Genomic DNA, 23,445 nt, shown 5'->3' on the forward strand with positions numbered 1-23,445 from the left:
GACTCTATGTGCGGAATCGTCGGTTATATCGGTAAGCGTGATGTCGCTCCCCTGCTGCTCGAAGGTCTGCAGCGGCTGGAGTACCGGGGTTACGACTCCGCGGGTGTGGTCATCAACAGCCCCAAGTCGGGCGCGCTGAAGATGGTCAAGGCCAAGGGCCGCGTCCGCGACCTGGAGGCCCGTGTCCCCAAGCGCTTCACCGGCACCACCGGCATCGCGCACACCCGCTGGGCCACCCACGGCGCCCCCAGCGACGTGAACTCGCACCCGCACCTCGACCCCGAGAACAAGGTCGCCGTCGTCCACAACGGCATCGTCGACAACGCCGCCGAGCTGCGCGTCAAGCTGGAGGCCGAGGGCGTCGTCTTCGCCTCCGAGACCGACACCGAGGTCATCACCCACCTGATCGCCCGCTCCCAGGCCGACTCCCTGGAGGAGAAGGTCCGCGAGGCGCTCAAGGTCATCGAGGGCACCTACGGCATCGCCGTGATGCACGCCGACTTCGCCGACCGCATCGTGGTCGCCCGCAACGGCTCCCCGGTCATCCTCGGCATCGGCGAGAAGGAGATGCTCGTCGCCTCCGACGTCGCCGCGCTGATCGCCCACACCCGCCAGGTCGTCACCCTCAACGACGGCGAGATGGCCACCCTGAAGGCCGACGACTTCCGTACGTACACGACCTCGGGCACGCTCACCAACGCCACCCCCGAGACCGTCGAGTGGGAGGCCGCCTCCTACGACATGGGCGGCCACGAGACGTACATGCACAAGGAGATGTCGGAGCAGGCCGACGCCGTGGACCGCGTGCTGCGCGGCCGCATCGACGACCGGTTCTCCACCGTCCACCTCGGCGGCCTCAACCTGGACGCCCGCGAGGCCCGCGGTGTGCGCCGGATCAAGATCCTCGGCTGCGGCACCTCGTACCACGCCGGCATGATCGGCGCCGGTCTCATCGAGGAGCTCGCCCGTATCCCCGCGGACGCCGAGCCGGCCTCCGAGTTCCGCTACCGCAACCCGGTCGTGGACCCCGACACGCTGTACATCGCGGTCTCGCAGTCCGGTGAGACCTACGACGTGCTCGCCGCCGTCCAGGAGCTCAAGCGCAAGGGCGCCCGCGTCCTCGGCGTGGTGAACGTCGTCGGCTCGGCGATCGCCCGCGAGGCCGACGGCGGTACCTATGTGCACGCCGGCCCCGAGGTCTGCGTCGTCTCCACCAAGTGCTTCACCAACACCGTGGTCGCCTTCGCGCTGCTCGCGCTGCACCTGGGCCGCATCCGCGACCTGTCGGTGGCCGACGGCAAGCGGATCATCGAGGGCCTGCGGAAGCTGCCCGGCCAGATCGAGGAGATCCTGGCCATGGAGCCGGAGATCGAGAAGCTGGCCAAGGAGTACGCGGGCGCCCAGTCGATGATGTTCATCGGGCGGGTGCGCGGCTACCCGGTCGCCCTGGAGGCCTCCCTGAAGCTCAAGGAGATCTCCTACATCCACGCCGAGGCCTACCCGGCCTCCGAGCTCAAGCACGGCCCGCTGGCGCTCATCGAGCCCGCGCTGCCGACGGTCGCGATCGTCCCCGACGACGATCTCCTGGAGAAGAACCGCGCGGCCCTGGAGGAGATCAAGGCCCGCAGCGGCCGCATCCTCGCCGTGGCCCACCGCGAGCAGGAGAAGGCCGACCACACCATCGTCGTCCCGAAGAACGAGAACGAGCTGGACCCGATCCTGATGGGCATCCCGCTCCAGCTCTTCGCGTACCACACGGCGCTGGCCATGGGCCGCGACATCGACAAGCCGCGCAACCTGGCGAAGTCCGTCACGGTCGAGTAGTCCAGGACCGGTACGGCTGGTTCCGTACCGCTCCTACGGCAGAAGCCGTAGACACAGAAGCGGCCCCGCACGCGCCACCTGGCGTGCGGGGCCGCTCCCTTGCCTGCCGGTGCCGCCCATTGCACCGGCGTGCGGCTGCCTAGCCGGCGGCCGTCACCCCCCGGCCGGCAGCGCGTCGCGGAATCGCCGTCGGCCAGTTGGCCAGGCCCGCCGTCGCCCCGTACCAGGACACGGCGCCCGCGACCGCCGCCACCCAGCCGCCGGCCTTGGCGAGGCCGTCGTTGGTGGCGAAGTCGGCGATCGCGAGGAGCACCAGAGAGACGAACAGCAGCGCGTACGAGCCCTGCCGGATCGGTCCGTAGCCCGCCGAGCCCGCCGCCAGGCTCAGCGCGAGGAGCCCGAACAGGAGCAGGAACAGGCCTGCCGCGTTGGTGGAGAACTTGTCGTCCGCGCCGCTCGCCCAGGTGAACCAGAAGGCGCCCAGGCCCGCGAACGCGGTGCCGGTGAAGGCGTCCTGGTCACGGAACGCGACGATGCCCAGGACGAAGAGGCCGATGCCGCCGACATAGGTCGCGATCGACACGGCGTCGGCCACGGTGACACCGTCGACGACCTTGGTGGTACCGAGGCCGAAGGCGAGCAGGGTGAGTCCGAGTGCGAGGTGGCCGAGAGTGGAAGTGACGCTTCCCGCAGGGGCTTCGTGGTCCACGACGGGCTCCCTTCATGTGCAGTTGTGCTGCAGGTCGTGCTGCTTCCCAGCGACCCTTATGTACCCTTCACAAGGGCACAATCCACCACCTACCGGAGGGTAGATTCGCCCTGGAACAAAGGGAGTTGACAGCGTCTCAGCTGGGACAACAAACGGACACGGCCGGGTTACGGAAGGGCGCCGGAGCCCTGACGGGATCGGCGGCTCCACGGGGTCCTGAGGCTTTACGGGATGACCACCACGGGGCGCTGGGCGCGCCGGGCCAGACGTCCGGCCACCGAGCCGAAGATCCGGCCGACGATGCCGTGCGTGGAGCCGACGACGATCGCGTCCGCCGCGTACTCCCGCCCGACTTCTTCCAGTTCGTGGCAGATGTCCCCACCGCGCTCGACCAGGATCCAGGAGACCTCGGCGAGGTAGTCCGCGCAGGCGAGCTCCAGTCCGAGCACTTCCGTACGGTGGTCCGGCACGTCCACGAAGACCGGCGGCTCGCAGCCCGCCCACACGGTGGTGGGCAGCCGGTTGGCGACATGCACGATGATCAGACCGGAACCGGACCGTCTGGCCATGCCGATGGCGTACGCCAAGGCGCGCTCGCTGGACGTGGAGCCGTCGAAGCCGACCACCACTCCATGACGGAAGGCGGGGTCACAGGAGAGACGTGGTTCTTCTGCCGCCTGGAGGTCCGACGTCGGGTCGGCGACCTGCTTGCGGTCCGCGGGTTCGGGGAATTCTTGACCGGCCATGGGTGTCTCGGCGTTTGGATCCTCATGGGAGGGCGACAGTTGGCGGCGGAGCTGTGTCCGGGAATCATCTTCCCAAGCCCATACCCCCAAGGGTACGGCGACACTCCTCTCCTGCCCAGAGCCGCCGATGCTGCACGGCGTTCCCCGGAGCATGCACGAGCCCGCCTCGGATGGCAATGGCTGATGGCCGGTACAGAGGTCTGTTCTTCAACATTCTGTGCACGTTCGATCCACTTCGGTGACGTCCCGGCTGTGCTTCGGCTGTGGCCCGGCTGTGTACGCGCAGTGACCGGAACCGGTGCCCGCCCGTTAGACCCGCGGCCGCCGCGACGCTGTTTCGACACCCCTCAGGGAGCCCCTGCCCGTGCCCGCCCCCCGAGGGCCCGGCGCGCCGGCGCCCGCCGCAGGGCCGCCGCGTGACCGGGGGCGCCCGGAGGGGGGCGCGCACGGCGTACGAAAGCCCGCAGCGGGAACGGGTGACTGTGCGGGCGACGTCGTGCGCTGGGCGGCGTTCAGCTGCGTCCTGGTCCCGGTGGTGCTCGTCGTCTACGGTTCCTCGTTCGCCGGGGCGACCGGCTCGGCGGTCGGGCTCGCGGCCGTCACCGCGGTCTGCCGGCTGCTGCTGCGCCAGTCCGAGCGGGCGGCCGCGCGCCCGGGGTCCGGACGGCACCGGGACGGTGGGGCGAACGGCGAAAGTTCGCCGTTGGACTGACGCGTTCGCACACACGGACCCGTATGTTTTCAGCCAACTTCCCCTCCCCCCTCACCCCTGCCCGAAATGGCCTGCCAACCCCCTTGCCACCAGCGGAAAACGGGCAGGCGTGGCGGCTTTGGCCATACGGGTACGGGCCATGCATGCGTCGCCCACTTCCCTACGGGCGCCTTGAGTGAAACCCTTCGTGATCGAATGCTTCGCGCCAAGTTGCCAAGTCGACATAGCGCTGAGTACCGGACTTGTCACGCCGACGCCACAGAACGCAGTAGATTCGATCATGCGTATCGAAGGCTGGGGGACTCGTGCAAAACCAAGGGGAAAAGTGCAGGAGCGACAAGCCCGACAAGAACGGGGAGCCGCGAACACCGAGGGGGGCTTAGCAAAATGAGCCAGGACTCCGCTGCCGCATCACCGGAGGCCACAAGGAAGCTCGCCGGCCGTCGACGCCGGGAAGTCGTAGCCGTACTGCTGTTCAGTGGCGGCCCCATCTTCGAGAGCTCCATTCCGCTCTCCGTGTTCGGGATCGACAGGCAGGACGCGGGCGTGCCCCGCTACCGCCTGCTGGTCTGTGCCGGAGAGGAAGGCCCCCTGCGGACCACAGGCGGGCTCGAACTGACCGCGCCCTATGGGCTGGAGGCCATCAACCGGGCCGGCACCGTGGTGGTGCCCGCCTGGCGGTCCATCACCTCGCCGCCACCGGCGGCCGCGCTCGACGCACTGCGCCGAGCGCACGAAGAAGGGGCCCGCATCGTGGGCCTCTGCACCGGGGCGTTCGTCCTCGCCGCCGCCGGGCTGCTCGACGGCCGCCCGGCGACCACGCACTGGATGTACGCGCCCACGCTCGCCAAGCGCTATCCGTCGGTCCATGTGGACCCGAGGGAGCTGTTCGTCGACGACGGGGACGTCCTCACGTCGGCGGGCACGGCGGCCGGAATCGATCTCTGTCTGCACATCGTGCGGACCGACCACGGCAGCGACGCCGCCGGAGCCCTCGCGCGCCGGCTCGTCGTCCCGCCGCGGCGCAGCGGCGGTCAGGAGCGCTATCTCGACAGGTCTTTACCTGAAGAGATCGGGTCCGACCCGCTGGCCGAGGTCGTGTCCTGGGCGCTGGAGCACCTCCACGAGCAGTTCGACGTGGAGACCCTCGCCGCTCGCGCGTACATGTCACGCCGTACGTTCGACCGGCGGTTCCGCTCGCTGACCGGATCGGCCCCGCTCCAGTGGCTGATCACCCAGCGGGTGCTCCAGGCCCAGCGTCTCCTGGAGACGTCGGACTACTCGGTCGACGAGGTCGCGGGCCGCTGCGGCTTCCGCTCACCGGTCGCGCTGCGCGGGCACTTCCGCCGCCAGCTCGGCTCGTCCCCGGCGTCCTACCGGGCGGCGTACCGGGCGCGCCGGCCGCAGGCGGAGCCGTCCGGGGGTCCGCCGACCCTGGAGACGGTGCCGCCGCAGGCCATGCCGCAGTCGCGGCGCACGGCGGCCAGCGCGCTGGTCGGTCCGGCGGCGATCACCCACACGGCGCCGCCTGACCATCCGGGGAAGTCCGTCGCCGAGATGTACGCCACCGGTTACATGCGTCCGAGTCTGCCGGGGCAGCGGAGCGGCCCCGTAGGCTGAGACACATGAACGACCGCATGGTGTGGATCGACTGCGAGATGACCGGGCTCTCGCTGGCGGACGACGCACTTATCGAGGTGGCCGCACTGGTCACCGACTCGGAGCTGAACGTGCTCGGTGAAGGGGTGGACATCGTGATCCGTCCCCCGGACGCCGCGCTGGAGACCATGCCGGAGGTGGTGCGCGACATGCACACCGCCTCCGGGCTCCTCGACGAGCTGGCCGGCGGCACCACGCTGGCCGACGCCGAGGCGCAGGTCCTGGCGTACGTCCGCGAGCATGTGAAGGAGCCGAGGAAGGCCCCGCTGTGCGGAAACTCGGTCGGTACCGACCGCGGCTTCCTGCTCCGTGACATGTCGACGCTGGAGGAGTACCTCCACTACCGGATCGTGGACGTCTCCTCGGTGAAGGAGCTCGCCCGCCGCTGGTACCCGAGGGCGTACTTCAACAGCCCCGACAAGAACGGCAACCACCGCGCGCTGGCGGACATCCGCGAATCCATCGCGGAGCTCCGCTACTACCGCGAGGCGATCTTCGTCGCCCAGCCGGGCCCGGACTCGGACACGGCGAAGACGATCGCGGCGAAGCACGTCCTGCCTGCGGAGTAACCCCTTCGGGGGCACCTCGGGGCCACCCCGGGAGGGTGCCGCGAAACATGTGCGCGAGCACCCTCCCGGACCCTGTACACTTTTTCTCGGCCGGTAAGGAAAGCCCCCAGGGACTTTCCCAGACCACAACAGTCCGGCCACGCATGGTGGGTATAGCTCAGCTGGTAGAGCACCTGGTTGTGGTCCAGGATGTCGCGGGTTCGAGTCCCGTTACTCACCCTGATCGGGAAGGCCCGGTCCGCGAAAGCGGACCGGGCCTTCTTCGTTCCCGGGGTCCGTGTTCCCCGGGTCAGCCCAGGGCTTCGACGGCCCCGAGGACGAGGGCGCGGGCGTCCGCGCCGTAGACGGCCATGGTGCGCAGGTGCTCGAAGGCCTTCAGGTAGAGGGCGATCTCTGGCGCGCCCGGCATCCGGCCGGTGAGCCCGGATGCGTACGCCAGTGAGCCCCGTGGCTCACGTCGACGACCGCACCACCAGTTCCGTGGGCAGGACCAGGCGCGGGCGGGACGGCTCGGGCTCCGCCATCTGGGCCAGGAGGAGTTGGGCCATCGCTCGGCCCATCTCCTCGATCGGCTGGCGCACGCTGGTGAGTGGGGGGTCCATGTGGCGGGCGATCGCCGAGTCGTCGAAGCCGATCAGGGAGACGTCCTCGGGGACCCGGCGGCCGCGTTCGCGCAGTACCTGGCGGGCGCCCGACGCCATCACATCCGAGGCCGCGAAGACCGCGTCCACCTCGGGGGCCCGGTCCAGCAGGTCCGTCATCGCCCGGCGGCCGCCCTCCTCCGTGAAGTCCGCCGGGGATATCAGGTGCGGGGCGGCGGGCAGCCCGGCCTCGGCGAGGGCCGCGCGGTAGCCGTCCAGGCGGCGGCGGGCGCCGTACACGTCCAGGGGGCCGGTGATCGTGGCTATCGAGCGGCGGCCGCGCGCCACCAGGTGTGCCACGGCCGCCCGCGCCCCCGCGAAGTTGTCCGAGTCCACCGACGCCAGCGGCTCCTCCTCCGAGCGCGGGCCGCTGATCACCACCGGCATGTCCAGCTGCTCCAGGAGCTCGGGCAGCGGATCGTCGGCGTGGACGCCCACCAGCAGGACGCCGTCGACCCGGTGGCCGGTCAGATACTGGGCGAGCCGGCGGCGCTCCCGGTCGCTGCCCACCAGGGTCAGCAGGAGCTGCATCTCCGTCTCCGCGAGCGCCTGGCCCACCCCCCTGACGACCTCCGAGAAGTACGGCTCCGCGAAGAAGCGCGTCTCCGTCTCGGGGACGACCAGGGCGATCGCGTCCGTACGGTTGGCGGCCAGGGCCCGGGCCGCCCGGTTGGGGACGTAGCCGAGCTCGGCCACGGCCGCCTCGACGGCCGCGCGCGTACGGTCGCTGACCCGGGGCGAGCCGTTGATCACCCGCGACACCGTGCCCCGGCCGACCCCGGCCCGCGCCGCCACCTCTTCAAGGGTGGGCCGCCCGGCCCCGCGGCCCCGGACCGTGCGAGCTGCTTTCATGGCTGCCTCCCCGTCTCGCCGCACATCGTGGAACTCGGGTGAAAACTAACAGCAGGACCTCGTCGGCGGACTCCCTTTGCCCGCTCCCTTGACACCCTCCCGGACAGTCGCCACCCTTCAACACATCACGACTGGGAGCGCTCCCACCCCCACGTACCCGTACACCTTCCGCACCTTCCCCCACTGCACGACTGACCGTCAATCATCCTGCACGGCAAGCCAGTTGGAGGATCACCATGCGTACAAGAACGCGTACACGAACACGCGCGCCCCGGCGGCTCGCGGCCCTCGCCGTCGTCTCCGTGCTCGGCGCCGGGCTGCTCGCGGGCTGCGCCGACGACGGCGACAGCAAGGACTCCTCGCCGGGCTCCGGCTCCTCCTCCGGCGGCAGCGGGGGCGGCGGGGCGAAGACGACACTCACGGTCGGCGTCTTCGGCGCCTTCGGCCTGAAGGAGGCCGGGCTCTACGACGCGTATATGAAGCTCCACCCGGACATCGAGATCAAGCAGACCTCGATCGAGCGGAACGAGAACTACTACCCGCAGCTGCTCACCCACCTCGGCTCCGGCAGCGGGCTCGCCGACATCCAGGCCGTCGAGATCAACAACATCGCCGAGGTCACCGCCACCCAGGCGGCCCACCTGGAGGACCTCGGCAAGGCGAAAGGCGTCTCCAAGGACGCCTTCCTGCCCTGGAAGTGGGGGCAGGCCACCACCAAGGACGCCAAGACCGTCGGCCTCGGCACCGACATCGGGCCGCAGGGCATCTGCTACCGCAAGGACCTGTTCGCCGCGGCCGGGCTGCCCACCGACCGGGAGGCCGTGGGCAAACTGTGGGCGGGCGACTGGCAGAAGTACCTGGCCGCCGGTGACCGCTACAAGGCCAAGGCCCCCAAGGGAGCGGCCTTCGTCGACTCCGCGTCCGGCGTCCTGAACGCCATCACCGGCAGCGGCACCACCCGCTACTACGACGCGGACGGGAAGGTCGTCTACAAGTCGAACCCGGCCGTGAAGGAGGCCTGGGACACGGCGGCCTCGTTCGCCACCCATGGACTCACCGCCAAGTTGCAGCAGTTCCAGCCCAGCTGGGACCAGGGCTTCGCCAACGGCACCTTCGCCACCGTCTCCTGCCCCGCCTGGATGCTCGGCTACATCCAGGACAAGGCGGGCGAAGCGGGCAAGGGCAAGTGGGATGTGGCGGCCGCGCCCAAGCCGTCCAACTGGGGCGGATCGTTCCTGGTCGTCCCGTCGGCGGGCAAGCACCGTGCCCAGGCCGCCGAGCTCGCGGCCTGGCTCACCGCCCCGGCCCAGCAGGCCACGCTCTTCGAGAAGCGCGGCAGCTTCCCCAGCGCCAAGGCCGCGTACGCCCTGCCCACCGTCGCGAACGCCCGCCACGACTACTTCGGCGGCGCTCCCATCGGGCAGATCTTCGCCAAGGCCGCCGAGGGCACCCCGGTGCAGGCCCTCGGGCCCAAGGACCTGATCATCGCGCAGAACCTCGCCGACGTCGGCATGCTCCAGGTCGACCAGAAGGGCCGGTCCCCGCAGGCGGGCTGGGAAGCCGCGGTGAAGGCCATCGACAACGCGCTGGACCAGTGAGGATGGCGAGCGATACGGGGGCGGCGGAGCCGGGCGGGGGCGGCGGCCCGGCCGTGGTGGCCACGGCCCCCCCGGGCTCGGCCGCCCCGGGCGGGGACCGCGTTGCCGGCGCCGTCGGCCCGGTCGACCCCGCCGAGGCGCGGCGGCGGGAGCGCCGCAGCCGGCGCTACCGGCGTGATGTGCGCTGGAGCCCGTACGCCTTCGTCGCGCCCTTCTTCCTCTTCTTCGCCGCGTTCGGGCTCTTCCCGCTCCTCTACACGGGCTGGGCCTCGCTGCACCAGGTCGAGCTGACCGCGCCGAACGAGATGCACTGGGTCGGGCTGCGCAACTTCTCCCGGCTGCTCTCGGACGAGTTCTTCTGGAACGCGCTGCGCAACACCTTCACCATCGGCCTCATCTCCACCGTCCCCCAGCTCCTGATCGCCCTCGGCATCGCGCATCTGCTCAACTACAAGCTGCGCGGCTCGATGTTCTTCCGGGTCGCGGTCCTCACCCCGTACGCCACCAGCGTGGCCGCCGCGACCCTGGTCTTCGTGCTCCTCTTCGGGCGCGACTACGGCATGGTCAACTGGGCGCTCGGGCAGCTCGGCTGGGGCCCGGTCGACTGGCAGAACGGCACCTGGACCTCGCAGTTCGCCGTCTCCACCATCGTGGTGTGGCGCTGGACCGGCTACAACGCGCTGATCTATCTCGCCGCGATGCAGGCCATCCCACCCGATCTGTACGAGTCCGCCGCGCTCGACGGGGCCTCGCGCTGGCAGCAGTTCCGGCACGTCACCGTGCCCTCGCTGCGGCCGACGATCCTGTTCACCTGTGTCGTGTCGACGATCGGCGCGACCCAGCTGTTCGGCGAGCCGCTGCTCTTCAACGGCGGCGCCGGGGCCACCGGCGGCTCCGACCACCAGTTCCAGACGCTCGGGCTGTATCTGTACGAACAGGGCTGGGTGAACCTCCATCTCGGCCGGGCCTCCGCGATCGCCTGGGCGATGTTCCTGATCCTGCTGCTGATCGGCGCGGTGAACTGGCTGGTCTCACGCGCCCTGCGCAAGGAGACGACATGAACGCCAAGACGACGGCCCCGGCCGTCCCGGAGCGCGGCGCCGCCCGCTCCTCCCGTCGGTCCGTCCACCGCGCCGGGCGCCAACTGCACGGCGGACGTCTGACGTACACGATCCTGATCCTCTTCACCGCCGGCTCGCTCTTCCCGCTGGTGTGGACGGCGATCGCCGCCTCCCGCAACAACGAGCGCCTCGCCCAGACTCCCCCGCCCTTCTGGTTCGGCGGGAACCTCTTCAAGAACCTGAAGATCGCCTGGACCGACGCCAACATGGGCACGGCCCTGCTGAACACCACGATCGTGGCGGGCTCGATCGCGCTCGGCACGGTGTTCTTCTCCACGCTCGCCGGGTTCGCCTTCGCCAAGCTGCGGTTCCGCTTCAAGAACGTGCTGCTGCTGCTCGTGATCGGCACGATGATGATCCCGCCGCAGCTCAGCGTCGTCCCGCTCTACATGATGGTGGCCGAGCTGTCCTGGACCGACCAGCTCCAGGCGGTCATCCTGCCGACCCTGGTCAGCGCCTTCGGGGTGTTCTTCATGCGGCAGTTCCTCGTCGAGGCGCTGCCCACCGAGCTGATCGAGGCCGCCCGGGTCGACGGCGCCAGCAGCTGGCGGGTGGTGTGGCACGTGGTCTTCCCGGCCGCCCGGCCCGCGATGGCCGTCCTGGGCATGCTGACGTTCGTGATGGCCTGGAACGACTTCTTCTGGCCGATCATCGCGCTGACCCAGAACGGCAGCCCCACGGTCCAGGTGGCGCTCACCGGACTCGGCCGCGGGTACATCCCCGACCAGTCGGTCATCATGGCCGGCGCCCTGCTCGGCACCCTCCCCCTGCTGCTGGTGTTCGTGCTGTTCGGGCGGCAGATCGTGGGCGGGATCATGCAGGGCGCGGTGAAGGGGTGACCAGCGATCACGCGCCCGACAGCAACCTCCTTCCGTACCGTCACGATGGGAGCGCCTCCATGTCCGACTCCGCAGCCGAGACCTTCCCGCCCGACTTCCTCTGGGGCGCCGCCACCTCCGCGTACCAGATCGAGGGCGCGGTCGCCGAGGGCGGCCGTACGCCGTCCATCTGGGACACCTTCTGCCGTACGCCGGGGAAGGTGTCCGGCGGGGACAGCGGGGACATCGCCGTCGACCACTACCACCGCTGGCGGGACGACGTCCGGCTGATGGCGGACCTGAACCTCAACGCGTACCGCTTCTCGGTGTCCTGGTCGCGGGTGCAGCCGACCGGGCGCGGCCCCGCCGTACAGCGCGGGCTCGACTTCTACCGGGCGCTGGTGGACGGGCTCCTGGAGCAGGGCATCCGGCCCTCCCTCACGCTCTACCACTGGGATCTGCCACAGGAGTTGGAGTCCGCGGGCGGCTGGCCCGAGCGGGACACCGCCCACCGGTTCGCGGACTACGCGGGGCTCGTCGCCGAGGCCCTCGGCGACCGGGTGGATATGTGGACCACCCTCAACGAGCCCTGGTGCAGTGCCTTTCTGGGATACGGATCGGGCGTCCACGCGCCCGGCCGCACCGATCCGGTGGCCGCGCTGCGGGCCGCGCACCACCTCAACCTGGGCCATGGGCTGGCCGCCCAGACCCTGCGCGCCACGCTCCCGAAGGCCGCCAGGCTGGCGATCAGTCTCAATCCGAGCGCGGTCAGGGCCCACAGCCAGTCGCCCGCCGACCTGGACGCGCGGCGGCGGATCGACGCGCTCGCCAACCGGGTGTTCACGGGGCCGCTGTTCAGGGGTGCGTACGACGACGACCTGCTGCGGGACACCGCGCGGCTCACCGACTGGTCGTTCGTCCACGACGGCGATCTGAGCACCACCAAGCACCCCCTCGATCTGCTGGGCATCAACTACTACGCACCCTCAGTTGTATCCGCCGCCACTGACAATCGCCCCGGCGACGGCCCTGACCTGCGAGTTCCCCGCCCCGACGGCCACGGCCAGAGCGCGCACTCGCCGTGGCCCGGCGCCGGTTCCGTCGTCTTCCACCAGCCGCCGGGCGAGCTGACCGCGATGGACTGGTCGATCGACCCGACCGGCATGTACGACCTGCTGATGCGCTACACCCGGGAGGCGCCCGGCGTACCGCTGATGATCACGGAGAACGGGGCGGCGTACGACGACAAGCCCGCCCCCGACGGCTCGGTGCACGACCCGGACCGCATCCGCTATCTGCACGGCCACCTCGCGGCGGTGCGGCGGGCGATGCGGGACGGGGCGGATGGTCCAGCCCGAGCCCCGTAGAGCCCCCACCGCTGGACCCCCGGGCCAGCGCCGCCCGCGGATCGGCGATCCCGGGCCCCGCGTCCGAGACGAGGACGATCACCGCGTCCTCCCCGTTGTGGACGTCCACCGCGAACGCCGTCCCCTCCGGCGTGTGCCGGAAGACGTTCCCGAGCATCGCGTCGAGCGCGGCGGCCAGTTCGGGCCGGGCGACCGGGATGCGGACCGGGCGGTCGACGCCCGCGAGCCGTACCTCCCGGCCCTCGTCCTCCGCCAGCGCCGACCAGAACCCCATCCGCTCCCGGATGACCTCGGACGCGTCGCACCCGGCGCCCGCCCCGGCCGGCTGGGTCTGCGGCTTGGCCTCCCGCGCCGTACGGATGATCGTGTCGACCTCGCGCTCCAGCTGCTCGACGGCCGCCCGCGTCTGCTCGGCGGCCGGTCCGTCGCCCAGGGAGGCGGCGTTGAGGCGCAGCACGGTGAGAGGGGTACGGAGGCGGTGGGAGAGGTCCGCCGCCAGTTCGCGCTCGTTCGCCAGGAGCTGGACCACCTGGTCGGCCATCGAGTTGAACGCCACCGCCGCCGAGCGCAGTTCCGCCGGACCCTCCTCCGGCACCCGCGCCCCCAGCTTCCCCTCGCCCAGGTCGTGCGCCGCCCCGGCCAGCCGCTGGGCGGGGCGGACCATCCGTACGCCCAGGCGGTCCGCGACCGCCACCGAGCCGATGACCAGGGCGATGCCCACGCCCGCGAGGACCAGCCACGCCGTGGCCACGCCGTTGGTGACCTCGGCCTCGGGCACGTACACCTCGACGATCGCGATCTCGCCGGAGCTCAGCGCGGTCGGCTGGAGGAGCGTGGAGCCGCCGGGGACACCGGAGATGTACGCGCGGACCACCTTCCGCGTCGCGTCCAGGTCCTTCCGCGGGGCCCGTCGGTGACCTATCTCGACGGGTGTGCCGCCCGGCGCCGCCGGGATGTGCACGGCCATCCGGCCCGCCGCGCCCGCCTGGGTGGAGGCGAGGGCCCGCTCCAGGGCGTCGCGGTCGGTGGTGATCGACAGGGTCGGGCCGATCGCGGCGGCCTGGCGCTCGGCGTTGGAGAAGGCGCGGTCGCGCGCCATCTCCTTGATGACCAGGCCCAGGGGTACGGCGAAGGCGAGCACCACCATCAGGGTGACGGCGACCGCGACCTTCACCAGCGCCCATCTCATCGGCCGGTCTCCGCCCTCGGCGGCTCCAGCTTCACGCCCACTCCGCGCAGGGTGTGCAGATAGCGCGGCTGCGCGGCCGTCTCGCCGAGCTTGCGGCGCAGCCAGGACAGATGGACGTCGATGGTCTGGTCGTCGCCGTAGGACTGCTGCCACACCTCGGCCAGCAGCTCCTTGCGCGGCACGACCACACCGGGCCGCCCGGCGAGGAACGCCAGCAGATCGAACTCGCGGCGGGTCAGATCGAGCCGCAGCCCGTCGAGTTCGGCCTGGCGCCGCAGCGGATCGATGGAGAGCCCGCCGACCCGGATCAGCGTCGGCGGCGGCTCGGCCCCGGCGGCCCGCGCCCGGCGCAGCACGGCCGTCATCCGGGCGGAGAGGTGCTCCACCGAGAACGGCTTGACCAGATAGTCGTCGGCGCCGTCGTTGAGCAGCCGGACGATCTCCGTCTCGTCGTCCCGCGCGGTAGCGATGATCACCGGTACGTCGGTGATGCCGCGCAGCATCTTCAGCGCCTCGGCCCCGTCGAGATCGGGCAGTCCGAGGTCGAGGACGACCACGTCGAAGCGGAAATGGGCCACCTCGCGCAGCGCCTCTAGGGCCGTGCCGACGCTCCGTACCGTGTGGGAGGCCTCGGTGAGGTGGCGGATGAGGGCGGAGCGAACGAACTGGTCGTCCTCGACCACGAGCACACTTGCCATGGGCGGCACCGTACGCCATCCGGAGTACACCGGTCCCGGCTGGGACGGGACCGGGCGGGAGAGGACACGTGTGGGGCGCGTGGGGCAGTATGGCCCCCGATATGACCCCGATGCACCGAGGAATCGTTCACGTCTGCGCCTGGTCGCTGGCCACCGGGGCCGCGGTCACGCTCTCCTGGTGGGGCGTCCACACGGTGATGGCCGGGACGGCGTACGACCCTCCGCGCGCGGTGCCGCTCACCGGCGACGGGCACACCACCCAGGGCGCGGTGCGGCCGCTAGCCTCCTCGACACGGCGGCCGAAGGACTCGCCGTCGCCGTCCGGACCGGCAGGCCCGTCCCGTACGCCCTCGAAGCCGGTGGACGGGAAGCCGTCCGGGAGCCACTCCCCCACCGGGCCGTCCACCTCCCCTTCCGCCCGCTCCTCGGGGAACGTGAAGGGCTACAACGTCGCCGGCGGCCGGGTCGTCTTCGACATCGGCAGCGCGTCGGCCGAGCTGGTGACGGCGACGCCGGACACCGGCTGGCAGATGCAGGTGTGGAAGCAGCCGACCTGGATCCGGGTCACCTTCAGCAAGGGCACGCGCGAGGTGTCGGTCTTCTGCACCTGGTACGACCACGCGCCCACCGTGGAGCTGGACGACCGGGGCTGACCGGCCGGTCCGCCTACCGGAACACCGCAGGTGGCGGTACGGGGGACGGCTTGGCGGTCGCGTCCGTCACCGGGGCCGCCCCGCCCGTGAAGTCGGCCAGCGCACGGCCGTGTTCGACGCGCCCGGGGTGCGGGTCGCCCGCGATGCGGCGGGTGAACTCGGCCACCGGCAGCGGCACGTCCGAGGCGAGCAGCACCGCGTTGCCGAACCGCTTGCCGCGCCACACGGTCGGGTCGGCGGCGAGCGCCAGCTCCGGGAAGAGCTCGGCGGCGGTGGCTATCTGGCCGCGCAGATGCGCCAGCGGCGGCCCGTCGGCGAGGTTGGCCGCGTAGATCCCGCCCGGCCGCAGCACCCGGCGCACCTCGCCCAGGAACTCGGTGCTGGTCAGATGGGCGGGGGTGCGGGCGCCGCTGAAGACGTCGGCGACTACCAGGTCGGCCCAGGCGTCCGGGAGCTTGGCGAGCCCTTCGCGCGCGTCCAGGGCGCGCACCCGTATCCGGGCCTGCGGATCGAGCGGCAGCTCACGGCGGACCAGGCTCACCAGGGCCGCGTCGACCTCGACGACCTGCTGGGTGGAGCGGGGGCGGGTGGCGGCCGTGTACCGGGCGAGGGTGAGGGCGCCGCCGCCCAGGTGCAGCACCTGGAGGGGGCGGCCCGGCTCGGCGGCGAGGTCGATGACGTGGCCGAGGCGGCGCTGGTACTCGAAGGTGAGCCGCTCCGGCGCGTCCAGGTCGACATGGGACTGGGGGGCGCCGTCGAGCAGCAGGGTCCAGCCGTGCGGGCGGTCCCGGTCCGGTATCAGCTCGGCGAGACCGCCGTCGACCGGCTCCACGAGGGCCTGCGGGGCGGCCGGGCGGCCGCGCCGCCCGCCCGGCGCGGCCTTCGCCCCGCCCTTCGCCGTGTTCTTCGTACCGCTTCGTGCCGCCATCCGACCATTATCGGCCGCCTGCCTCGGTGATGCCGTCCGCGGCCTCGATGAGCCGGGCCGCCTCGCCGAGCGCGACGCGCAGCACGGCGGGGTCGGTGACCGCCACCGCGTCCGGCGGCAGCAGCCAGCCGCCGCCGGAGACCGGCGGCTCGGCGGGCAGCCCCGGGATGCGCAGGCCGCGCCCGCTGGTCTCGGTGCAGGCGCTGCCCGGCACGTCCCAGGCGGCGGCGGTGCCGGGCGGCACCAGGAAGCCCAGGGTGTCGCAGGCGCCGTCGTGCAGCACCGGGCCCACGGCCGCCGGGGCGACGGCGCGGCGCAGGATGTCCACCGCCTCCAGGCCCTGGCGCGCGGGCACGGTGACGAGGTCGCAGGGCTCTTCGCCGCCCGGCGGTCCGCTGACGTCCCGGGTGGGCCGGTGCCGCGCTGTCGTCGTGGTCGTCCCGGTGCCATTGATGTCCATGCCGGCCTCCAACAAGGCAACCCCCACGTGGTTTTCACGGGTTGGCGGTATCCGCATGGTTCAACGCGGGTCCCTGTCAACGGCTACGGCGGTACGCCGCCGCAAAGGATGGCAGTTCATAGCAGATCGCGGGTGAGATATCCCTTTTGTAGCCAAACTTCGGTTGTCGGAGCCGATGTTGCCGGTACGTTCTTCCTCCGCACCACCCCGCCAAAGAGAGCTGCTGAGCCATGGCGACGTCAACGGATCCCAGTGCCGGAGCGAACTTTGCCGCACGGACCCCCGAGCGCGGTCCCGCCAAGGGCCCCAACACCGCGTTCCGGGAGCTTCGGGGGCAGCGCTCGCCCGGCGAGTTCGCGGCGGCGGTCCGCAGGGCGGCGCGCGAGATCGGCGAGCAGGTGGCCTGCGACGCGCGGTACGTCGGACGCGTGGAGGCCGGCGAGATCCGCTGCCCCAACTACGCGTACGAGCGCGTCTTCCGGCACATGTTCCCGGGTTTGACGCTGGCGGACATGGGGTTCTCGTCCCGTGAGGCTGTACGGGGCCGGGGGGCGCGTGCGGGGTGTGGTGCGCCCCCTGCGTACGCGACGCATCCGGAGCACCCGGAACACCACCGCGGCACCAGCACCACCGACCACGAGATTGAACGTAACGACGAGGAGAGCGACGTGCTGCGTCGCGCATTCATGACCGGCGGCTCCGCCACCCTGGCGGCCGTCTCCCTGGGGCTGCTCCCCGAGTACGCGGCGGCCGCGCCCCACGACTGCGTACGCCAGCCGGTACGGCGGGTCGGCGAGGCCGAGGTGGGCGCGGTCGAGGAGGCGGTGCGGCGGATCCGGCTGCTCGATGACCGGCACGGCGCGAACGGGCTGTACCGCAGGGCCGCCCAGCCGCTGCGCACCGCGTACGCGCTGCTCGACGCGGGCATCGCGCGCCGCTCCACGGCCGACCGGCTGCACGCCGGCGCGGGTGAGCTCGCCATCTCGGTGGGCTGGCTCGCCCATGACTCGGGCCACTACGAGGAGGCCCGCTCGCACTACGCGGAGGCGCTCGCGACGGCCCGTCTCGCGGGCGACCCGGCCCTTGAGGCGCATGCTTTCTGCAATATGTCGTTCCTGGCCAGGGACGCGGGGCGGCCGCGCGAGGCGCTGCGCGCCGCACAGGCGGGCGGCCGCGCTGCCCGCCGCCTCGGCTCCCCGCGGCTCCTCTCCCTGCTCAGCCTGCGGGAGGCGGGCGGCTGGGCCGGGCTCGGGGACCGGGGGGCGTGCGAGCAGTCGCTGGCCCGGGCGCACGCGCTGTTCGGGCGCGGCCCGGCCGAGCGGGACCCGGAGTGGATGACCTTCTTCGTCGAGGCCGAGCTGGAGATGCTGGAGGCGCAGTGCTGGTCGGCTCTCGGCGACTGGCCCCGCGCCTCCCGCCACGCCCACCGCGCGGCCTGCCTCCAGGACCCGCACTTCGCCCGCAACCTGGCCCTCTACCGCGCGGAACTGGCCGACGACCTGGCCCGAGCGGGCGCCCCCACGGAGTCGGCGGCGGCCGGCCACCAGGTCCTCGACCTCCTCCCCGAGGTCCAGTCCACCCGAATCCAGGCCATGCTGGCCGACACGGCCCGCATCCTGGCCCCCCACGCGACGTGCCCGGAGGTGGCGACGTTCTTGGACCGGAGGGCGACGGTGTAGACCTCGCCGGAGCCCCGGCGAGCGGAGGTCACACCTCCAGGTGGCCCGTGTCGTTCCACCGCTCGACCGCCGGCGCCCCGTACGCCCAGCCCAGTACCGACAGCGACGTCGGGTCGAGCTTGATGCGGGCCGCGAAGCCGATCGGCTCGCCGAGCCAGCGTGCCGCGATCGACCGCAGGATGTGCCCGTGCGCGAAGACCAGCACGTCCCGCCCGGCCGAGCGCGCCCACTCGACGACCTCGTCCGCCCGGTCCGAGACCTGGGCCAGCGTCTCGCCGCCCTCGACCCCGTCGCGCCAGATGAACCAGTCGGGCCGGCCCGCCTTGATCTGGGGCGGGGTGAGCCCCTCGTACGCCCCGTAGTCGAACTCCATCAGCGCGTCCCAGTCGGTCGCCCGCTCGCCGAACCCCGCCAGGTCGCACGTCTCACGCGCGCGCAGCAGCGGACTCGTGCGGACCTCGACGTCCGCGAGCCCGTCCCACGGCGCCCGGTGCAGCCGCTCGCCGAGCAGCTTCGCCCCCCGGCGGCCCTCTTCGAGGAGCGGGATGTCGGTACGGCCGGTGTGCTTGCCGGCGAGCGACCACTCGGTCTGCCCGTGCCGGGCGAGCAGGATGCGCGGTTCGGCGGCTGGCATATCAGGTCACTCCCGGGGCGCGTGCAGAATGCCGAGGGTTCGGCGGAGGTTCACCTCCATCATCGCGCACCCTCGAAGCCCTCTCCCGCGTCCTTCGGGGGTGGGTGCACAAGCGCCCTCACGACCACCGTACGGTTGAACACCTGAACGGGGCCCGACGGGGCCCTGAAGAGAAGATGGAGAGGGTCCGGAGATGCAGCACCCCGCGCCTCGGCCCCGCTGGTGGACCGAGCTGCCGCTCATCGCCATCGTCTATGCCGCCTATTCGGCGGGCCGCCTCCTGGTGAGCGGCAGCGAGTCGCAGGCAGTGGATCACGGCCTGGCGATCCTGCGCATAGAGAAGTACCTGCACATCAACGCGGAGCACCCGCTCAACCGGCTCTTCACCCGCACCCCGTCGCTCGGCATACCCGCCGACTTCGCCTACGCGTCACTGCACTACCTGGTGACGCCCGCGATCCTGGTGTGGCTGTTCCGCCGCCGCCCGGTGCAGTACCGCGCGGCCCGCACCTGGCTGATGCTCTCCACCCTGATGGGCCTGATCGGCTTCTCGCTGCTGCCGACCTGCCCGCCGCGCCTGCTCGACTCCTCCTACGGGTTCGTCGACACGATGGCGCAGTACAGCTCGTACGGCTGGTGGGGCGGCGAAGCCAGCGCGCCGCGCGGCATGGGCGGAATGACCAACCAGTACGCCGCGATGCCGAGCCTGCACGTGGGCTGGGCGCTGTGGTGCGGTGTGATGCTGTGGCGGTTCGGCGGCAGCCGCCTGACCCGTGTGCTGGGCGTGCTGTACCCGCTGACCATCACGTTCGTGGTGATGGGCACCGCCAACCACTATCTCCTCGACGCGGTCGCCGGCGCGGCCGTGATGGGCCTGGGCCTGCTGCTCTCGCGGCCCGCGATGCGGCTCGCGAACGCGGTGCGCGCCCGCGTCGCACCCGGCTCGTTCGGCGCACGGGCCCCGATTGTCAGTGCCGGATGGAAGACTTCCACGGGTGAGCGAATCCCAGGGCAGCGCACGTCCGACGACTCCACCGCGGGAGCGGACGGCAGCCATCCGTCAGCGGCTCGCTGAGCTGCGCGGACCCACGGCCGTCCCGCGCCCGCTGGACGCGCGGGCGCTGGCGGCCCTGGCCGCCAACCCGGGCTGCCGCCGACGCGCGCTGCTCGACGGGGCGGGCGTCGACAAGGGCGCGCTGGCCGAGGCGCTGGGCTCCTCGTCGGCGGCGTTCGGCCAGTCCCAGTTCGCCATCGCCCGCGGCAACACCTTCGAGGCCCGGGTGAAGTCCGACGGCGGTACGGAACTGCTGCGCCTGCTGCACGAGCACACCGGCGGCGAGGCGCCCGAGGACGCGGCCGTCCCCGACCTGGCCGCGGCCGGTCCCGAAGGCCGCGCCGCCCGCACCGCGCTCGCCCTGCGGGAGGCCACGGCGTCCGGCGGCTGGACGCTCCTGGACCACCCGATGCTGGCCCTGGAGGTGGCGGGCTCCCCCGCCTATCTGGAGCCGGACGCGGTGGTGGTCGCCCCCGACGGCCGGTGGACGGTCGTCGAGATCAAGTCCTTCCCGATGATCGACGCGGCGGCCGACCCGTCGAAGGTGGGCGCCGCGGCCCGCCAGGCGGCGGTGTACGTCCTGGCCCTGGAGCGGGTGGCGGGGCTGATGGGCGGCGCCCCCGGCCCCGCCGACCGCGTAGCGCACTCCGTGCTCCTCGTCTGTCCCAAGGACTTCTCCAACCTGCCGACCGCCTCCCTCGTCGACGTGCGCAAGCAGCTGTCGGTGACCCGGCGCCAGCTGGCCCGGCTCACCCGGATCGAGGAGATCGCCGACGCCCTGCTACCGGGCGCCAGCTTCGCGCTCGACCGGTCGGCCCCCGAGCTGACCGACACGGTCGAGTCGGTCCCGGCGACGTACGCACCGGAGTGCCTGGCCGCCTGCGAGCTGGCCTTCCACTGCCGCGACCGGGCCCGCTCCATGGACGCGGTGACAGCGCTCGGCCGGGGCCTGCGGGCCGAGCTGGGCGGTCTGACCAGCGTCGGCGCGGTCCTCGACGCCGCGCGCGGGCGCGCCGGCGATGCGGCCGACCCGGCGGTGGCCGCACTGCGCAGGGCCGCCGTCCTGCGGGCGCAGGCGCTGGAAGGCGCGGCCGCGGGAGGCGCCGTATGTCGCTGATCACCACCCTGGCCCGCCTTGAGGCCGTCGAGGCCGGGCGCGCCGCGCCGCTGGCCACCGTGCGCCACCGCCACCTGTCGGAGCGCCCGCTCGTCCTCGTCCCGCTGACCACCTCCGGAGAGGCCGGGGCGCCGCTCGGGGCGCTCGTCGGCACCGACCGCGAGGCGCCGCGCCTGCTCGTCGTGCCGCAGCCGCGCGACCGCGAGCTGCGGTTCGCCTTCCTCGCCGAGCTGGCCGACGCCGTACTGCCGCATCTGGAGGCGTACGCGGACGACGTGGAGGCGGCCGAGCGCAGCGAGACCGACCCGGAGTCCGGCAAGAAGGTCAAGGTCGAGGTCGAGCTGTGCGCCGACGCCCCGCAGATCGTGGTGCCGGGCCGGGCCGCCATCGAGTTCGTACGGCTCCTCGGCCGGTCCATGCGCTTTCGCCGGACCGCCGAGCAGGACCCGGACACCCCGCACCCCGCGCCGCCGCGCGTCCCGCTGCTCGGCCGCTGGCTGACGCACTACGGGGAGCGTGCCCGCGTCCCCGGCTCCGCGCTGCTGCTCGCCGCCACCGACCTGCTCGGCAGGCACTGGGCGACCGGCCAGTCCAGCCTGGAGGACCAGCACCTGGGGGCGCTGCTCGCCTGGATCGACCCGCCCGAGGGCGCCACGGGCGCCGAGGCGGCCCTGCGGGCCGAGCTCGCCCGGGACCGGGACGGACAGCTGCTGTGCCCCCCGGCCGGTCCCGCCACGGACCCGGCCTTCGACAACAAGCTGCTCGCCCCGGCGATCGACCGCTACGACCGCGCCCGCCAGTCGCTGTACGCGGCGCAGGACGGCGAGGCGGCCGACGCGCGCCTGGCCGAGCTGACCCGGGCCGAGCAGGAGATCCGCCGGCTGGTCGGCGGCCAGCTGCGGCCCACCTGGGAGGCGGTGTGGCGCTCCCTCGACCTGCTGCGGGAGCTGCCCGCGGCGCCGCGCGCGGTGGACCGCTGGACCCGGGACCGCTGGTCGTTCACGGCCCACCGCGACCGGGTGCGGGCCGGTGAGCCGCCGCAGCCGCGCCGCGACGACGCGGTGACGGCGGCGGCCAAGCTCGCCTCCCGCGAGAGCGCGCAGGCGCAGCTGGAGGCACAGGAGGCGCTGGACGACCCGCTGGTGATGGCCGGGCGGCGGCTCGCCGGAGAGGCGTTCGCGGGCGAGGTCGTCGATGTGGTGATGGCCTTCTCGGAGTCGAAGCGGCCGAGCCCGCGCCCGCTGCTCACCGTCCGCACCGACGACGCCCCGCACCTGGCCGAGCGGGCGAAGGTGTTCCGCTCGCTGGACGGCAAACCCCAGTCGGCCCAGTTCGTGGGGTACGAGGCGGACGGCTCGCTCGTGCTGCGGCTGCTCGACAAGATGGGCCGCGGCAAGGACCCGGCGCCCGGCTCGGTGCCGGAGAAGGGCGACCGGGTGTGCTGGACGCTCTTCGAGCACGACCAGCGCGGCGGCCCGAAGCTGCCGGACCCGGAAGCCACCCCGTGGACCCACGGCGGCCCGCCGGGCACGGCCGCCGACCATCCCGACCCGCTCACCTCGGAGGACGTGCTGTGACCCCTGGCGAGCGCGGCTTCGACCCGGGCGCGGCGGCCGCCGAGGCCACCGGGAAGATCCTTCGTCACACGCTGCACTCCGAGGCGCGGGGCGTCGTCGTGGACTCGCCGCCGGGCGCCGGGAAGTCGACGCTCGTGGTGCGCGCGGCGCTGGAACTGGCCGCCGCCGGGCGCCCGTTGATGGTGGTGGCGCAGACCAACGCCCAGGTCGACGACCTGGTCCTGCGGCTGGCCGAGAAGGAGCCGGAGCTGCCGGTGGGCCGGCTGCACAGCAGCGACGCCGACCCGTACGACAAGGCCCTGGACGACCTCGCCCAGGTACGCAAGTCGTCGAAGGCCGGTGATCTGGCGGGCCTGGACGTGGTGATTTCGACGGCCGCGAAGTGGGCGCACGTCAAGGACGTCGAGCCGTGGGCGCACGCGATCGTCGACGAGGCGTACCAGATGCGCTCGGACGCGCTGCTCGCCGTGGCCGGGCTGTTCGAGCGGGCGCTGTTCGTGGGCGACCCGGGCCAGCTGGACCCGTTCGCGATCGCCGAGTCCGAGCAGTGGGCGGGGCTCTCCTACGACCCGTCGGCGAGCGCGGTGACGACGCTGCTGGCCCACAACCCCGAGCTGCCGCAGCACCGGCTGCCCGTCTCCTGGCGCCTTCCGGCGTCGGCGGCGCCGCTGGTCTCCGACGCGTTCTACCCGTACACACCGTTCCGCAGCGGTACGGACCACGGCGACCGGCGGCTCTCCTTCGGCGTGCCGTCCGACGGCTCGGCGCCGGACCGGGCGCTGGACGAGGCGGCCGAGGCGGGCTGGGCCCTGCTTGAGCTGCCGGCCGCGCGTCCGGCCG

Annotated in this window: 20 protein-coding genes, 1 tRNA gene and 3 pseudogenes; 15 read left to right on the plus strand and 9 right to left on the minus strand. The window is 72.4% G+C overall.

What is annotated here, in order from left to right; genetic code table 11:
• The first annotated feature begins 6 nt into the window (after nucleotides 1-6).
• Nucleotides 7-1,824: a glutamine--fructose-6-phosphate transaminase (isomerizing) gene (gene glmS, locus A8W25_RS11435; protein ID WP_067159330.1), complete on the plus strand. Its 1,818-nt coding sequence runs from the start codon at nucleotides 7-9 to the stop codon at nucleotides 1,822-1,824.
• A gap of 139 nt (nucleotides 1,825-1,963) precedes the next feature.
• On the opposite strand, the gene A8W25_RS11440 is transcribed toward glmS, so the two are convergent.
• The gene (locus tag A8W25_RS11440; RefSeq protein ID WP_067159336.1) at nucleotides 1,964-2,533 is read right to left on the minus strand and encodes a GPR1/FUN34/YaaH family transporter; all 570 of its coding nucleotides are present in this window, start codon (nucleotides 2,531-2,533) and stop codon (nucleotides 1,964-1,966) included.
• 224 nt (nucleotides 2,534-2,757) lie between these two features.
• Nucleotides 2,758-3,279: a universal stress protein gene (locus A8W25_RS11445; protein ID WP_067159339.1), complete on the minus strand. Its 522-nt coding sequence runs from the start codon at nucleotides 3,277-3,279 to the stop codon at nucleotides 2,758-2,760.
• Between the two features lie 496 nt (nucleotides 3,280-3,775).
• Here A8W25_RS11445 and A8W25_RS11450 point away from each other — a divergent pair, with 496 nt between their 5' ends.
• The 4 genes from A8W25_RS11450 (at nucleotide 3,776) to A8W25_RS11465 (ending at nucleotide 6,438) form a co-directional block, all read left to right on the plus strand.
• Entirely contained in the window at nucleotides 3,776-3,991 is a 216-nt protein-coding gene (locus tag A8W25_RS11450; RefSeq protein WP_067159342.1) for a hypothetical protein, read from the plus strand.
• 387 nt (nucleotides 3,992-4,378) lie between these two features.
• Entirely contained in the window at nucleotides 4,379-5,611 is a 1,233-nt protein-coding gene (locus A8W25_RS11455; protein ID WP_067159345.1) for a helix-turn-helix domain-containing protein, read from the plus strand.
• Between the two features lie 5 nt (nucleotides 5,612-5,616).
• Nucleotides 5,617-6,219 carry an oligoribonuclease gene (gene orn / locus A8W25_RS11460; protein WP_067159348.1) on the plus strand — a complete coding sequence of 201 codons (603 nt, stop codon included), beginning with the start codon at nucleotides 5,617-5,619 and terminating at the stop codon, nucleotides 6,217-6,219.
• Nucleotides 6,220-6,365: 146 nt separating this feature from the next.
• Nucleotides 6,366-6,438, plus strand: a tRNA-His gene (locus A8W25_RS11465).
• Nucleotides 6,439-6,508: 70 nt separating this feature from the next.
• Here A8W25_RS11465 and A8W25_RS33360 read toward each other — a convergent pair.
• A pseudogene (locus tag A8W25_RS33360) lies at nucleotides 6,509-6,613 on the minus strand (transcriptional regulator); the annotation flags it as partial.
• A gap of 58 nt (nucleotides 6,614-6,671) precedes the next feature.
• A complete protein-coding gene (locus A8W25_RS11470; RefSeq protein WP_067159351.1) occupies nucleotides 6,672-7,712 on the minus strand; it encodes a LacI family DNA-binding transcriptional regulator in 1,041 nt (346 codons plus the stop codon).
• Between the two features lie 236 nt (nucleotides 7,713-7,948).
• Between A8W25_RS11470 and A8W25_RS11475 the strand changes: the two genes are divergently transcribed.
• The 4 genes and pseudogenes from A8W25_RS11475 to A8W25_RS34835 all read left to right on the plus strand — a co-directional run.
• The gene (locus A8W25_RS11475; protein ID WP_067159354.1) at nucleotides 7,949-9,310 is read left to right on the plus strand and encodes an extracellular solute-binding protein; all 1,362 of its coding nucleotides are present in this window, start codon (nucleotides 7,949-7,951) and stop codon (nucleotides 9,308-9,310) included.
• 2 nt (nucleotides 9,311-9,312) lie between these two features.
• Entirely contained in the window at nucleotides 9,313-10,371 is a 1,059-nt protein-coding gene (locus A8W25_RS11480; protein WP_067159357.1) for a carbohydrate ABC transporter permease, read from the plus strand.
• Nucleotides 10,368-11,270 carry a carbohydrate ABC transporter permease gene (locus A8W25_RS11485; protein ID WP_067159359.1) on the plus strand — a complete coding sequence of 301 codons (903 nt, stop codon included), beginning with the start codon at nucleotides 10,368-10,370 and terminating at the stop codon, nucleotides 11,268-11,270. The genes A8W25_RS11480 and A8W25_RS11485 overlap by 4 nt, the downstream gene beginning before the upstream one ends.
• 59 nt (nucleotides 11,271-11,329) lie before the next feature.
• Nucleotides 11,330-12,535 (plus strand): annotated as a pseudogene (locus A8W25_RS34835) (glycoside hydrolase family 1 protein); the annotation flags it as partial.
• Here A8W25_RS34835 and A8W25_RS11495 read toward each other — a convergent pair.
• Nucleotides 12,468-13,805 carry a sensor histidine kinase gene (locus A8W25_RS11495; protein WP_079125965.1) on the minus strand — a complete coding sequence of 446 codons (1,338 nt, stop codon included), beginning with the start codon at nucleotides 13,803-13,805 and terminating at the stop codon, nucleotides 12,468-12,470. The pseudogene A8W25_RS34835 and the gene A8W25_RS11495 overlap by 68 nt on opposite strands.
• Nucleotides 13,802-14,503, minus strand: coding sequence for a response regulator transcription factor (locus A8W25_RS11500; protein ID WP_079125966.1), 702 nt, complete (start codon nucleotides 14,501-14,503; stop codon nucleotides 13,802-13,804). Before A8W25_RS11500 ends, A8W25_RS11495 begins: the two co-directional genes overlap by 4 nt.
• Before the next feature lie 110 nt (nucleotides 14,504-14,613).
• Between A8W25_RS11500 and A8W25_RS35695 the strand changes: the two genes are divergently transcribed.
• Nucleotides 14,614-15,156: a hypothetical protein gene (locus tag A8W25_RS35695; protein ID WP_079126040.1), complete on the plus strand. Its 543-nt coding sequence runs from the start codon at nucleotides 14,614-14,616 to the stop codon at nucleotides 15,154-15,156.
• A 13-nt stretch (nucleotides 15,157-15,169) separates the two neighbouring features.
• On the opposite strand, the gene A8W25_RS11510 is transcribed toward A8W25_RS35695, so the two are convergent.
• Nucleotides 15,170-16,084 (minus strand): spermidine synthase, encoded by a 915-nt coding sequence (locus A8W25_RS11510; protein ID WP_067159369.1) that lies wholly within the window; start codon nucleotides 16,082-16,084, stop codon nucleotides 15,170-15,172.
• A gap of 7 nt (nucleotides 16,085-16,091) precedes the next feature.
• Nucleotides 16,092-16,544, minus strand: coding sequence for a hypothetical protein (locus tag A8W25_RS11515; protein ID WP_079125967.1), 453 nt, complete (start codon nucleotides 16,542-16,544; stop codon nucleotides 16,092-16,094).
• A 230-nt stretch (nucleotides 16,545-16,774) separates the two neighbouring features.
• Between A8W25_RS11515 and A8W25_RS11520 the strand changes: the two genes are divergently transcribed.
• The gene (locus A8W25_RS11520; RefSeq protein WP_067159371.1) at nucleotides 16,775-18,223 is read left to right on the plus strand and encodes a transcriptional regulator; all 1,449 of its coding nucleotides are present in this window, start codon (nucleotides 16,775-16,777) and stop codon (nucleotides 18,221-18,223) included.
• A gap of 28 nt (nucleotides 18,224-18,251) precedes the next feature.
• On the opposite strand, the gene A8W25_RS11525 is transcribed toward A8W25_RS11520, so the two are convergent.
• Nucleotides 18,252-18,857, minus strand: coding sequence for a histidine phosphatase family protein (locus A8W25_RS11525; RefSeq protein WP_067159374.1), 606 nt, complete (start codon nucleotides 18,855-18,857; stop codon nucleotides 18,252-18,254).
• Nucleotides 18,858-19,050: 193 nt separating this feature from the next.
• Between A8W25_RS11525 and A8W25_RS11530 the strand changes: the two genes are divergently transcribed.
• From A8W25_RS11530 to A8W25_RS11545, 4 genes and pseudogenes are all read left to right on the plus strand, one after another.
• Nucleotides 19,051-19,932: a phosphatase PAP2 family protein gene (locus tag A8W25_RS11530; protein ID WP_067159377.1), complete on the plus strand. Its 882-nt coding sequence runs from the start codon at nucleotides 19,051-19,053 to the stop codon at nucleotides 19,930-19,932.
• Complete coding sequence (locus tag A8W25_RS11535; RefSeq protein WP_067159380.1) at nucleotides 19,853-21,028, plus strand: hypothetical protein; 1,176 nt, start codon at nucleotides 19,853-19,855, stop codon at nucleotides 21,026-21,028. Before A8W25_RS11530 ends, A8W25_RS11535 begins: the two co-directional genes overlap by 80 nt.
• On the plus strand, nucleotides 21,019-22,605 hold the full coding sequence (locus A8W25_RS11540; protein ID WP_067159383.1) for a hypothetical protein: 1,587 nt from the start codon (nucleotides 21,019-21,021) through the stop codon (nucleotides 22,603-22,605). Before A8W25_RS11535 ends, A8W25_RS11540 begins: the two co-directional genes overlap by 10 nt.
• A pseudogene (locus tag A8W25_RS11545) lies at nucleotides 22,602-23,436 on the plus strand (AAA domain-containing protein); the annotation flags it as partial. The gene A8W25_RS11540 and the pseudogene A8W25_RS11545, both read left to right, overlap by 4 nt.
• Between the last annotated feature and the right edge of the window lie 9 nt (nucleotides 23,437-23,445).

The sequence above is a fragment of the Streptomyces sp. ERV7 genome (assembly GCF_001653515.1).
Taxonomy (GTDB): Bacteria; Actinomycetota; Actinomycetes; order Streptomycetales; family Streptomycetaceae; genus Streptomyces.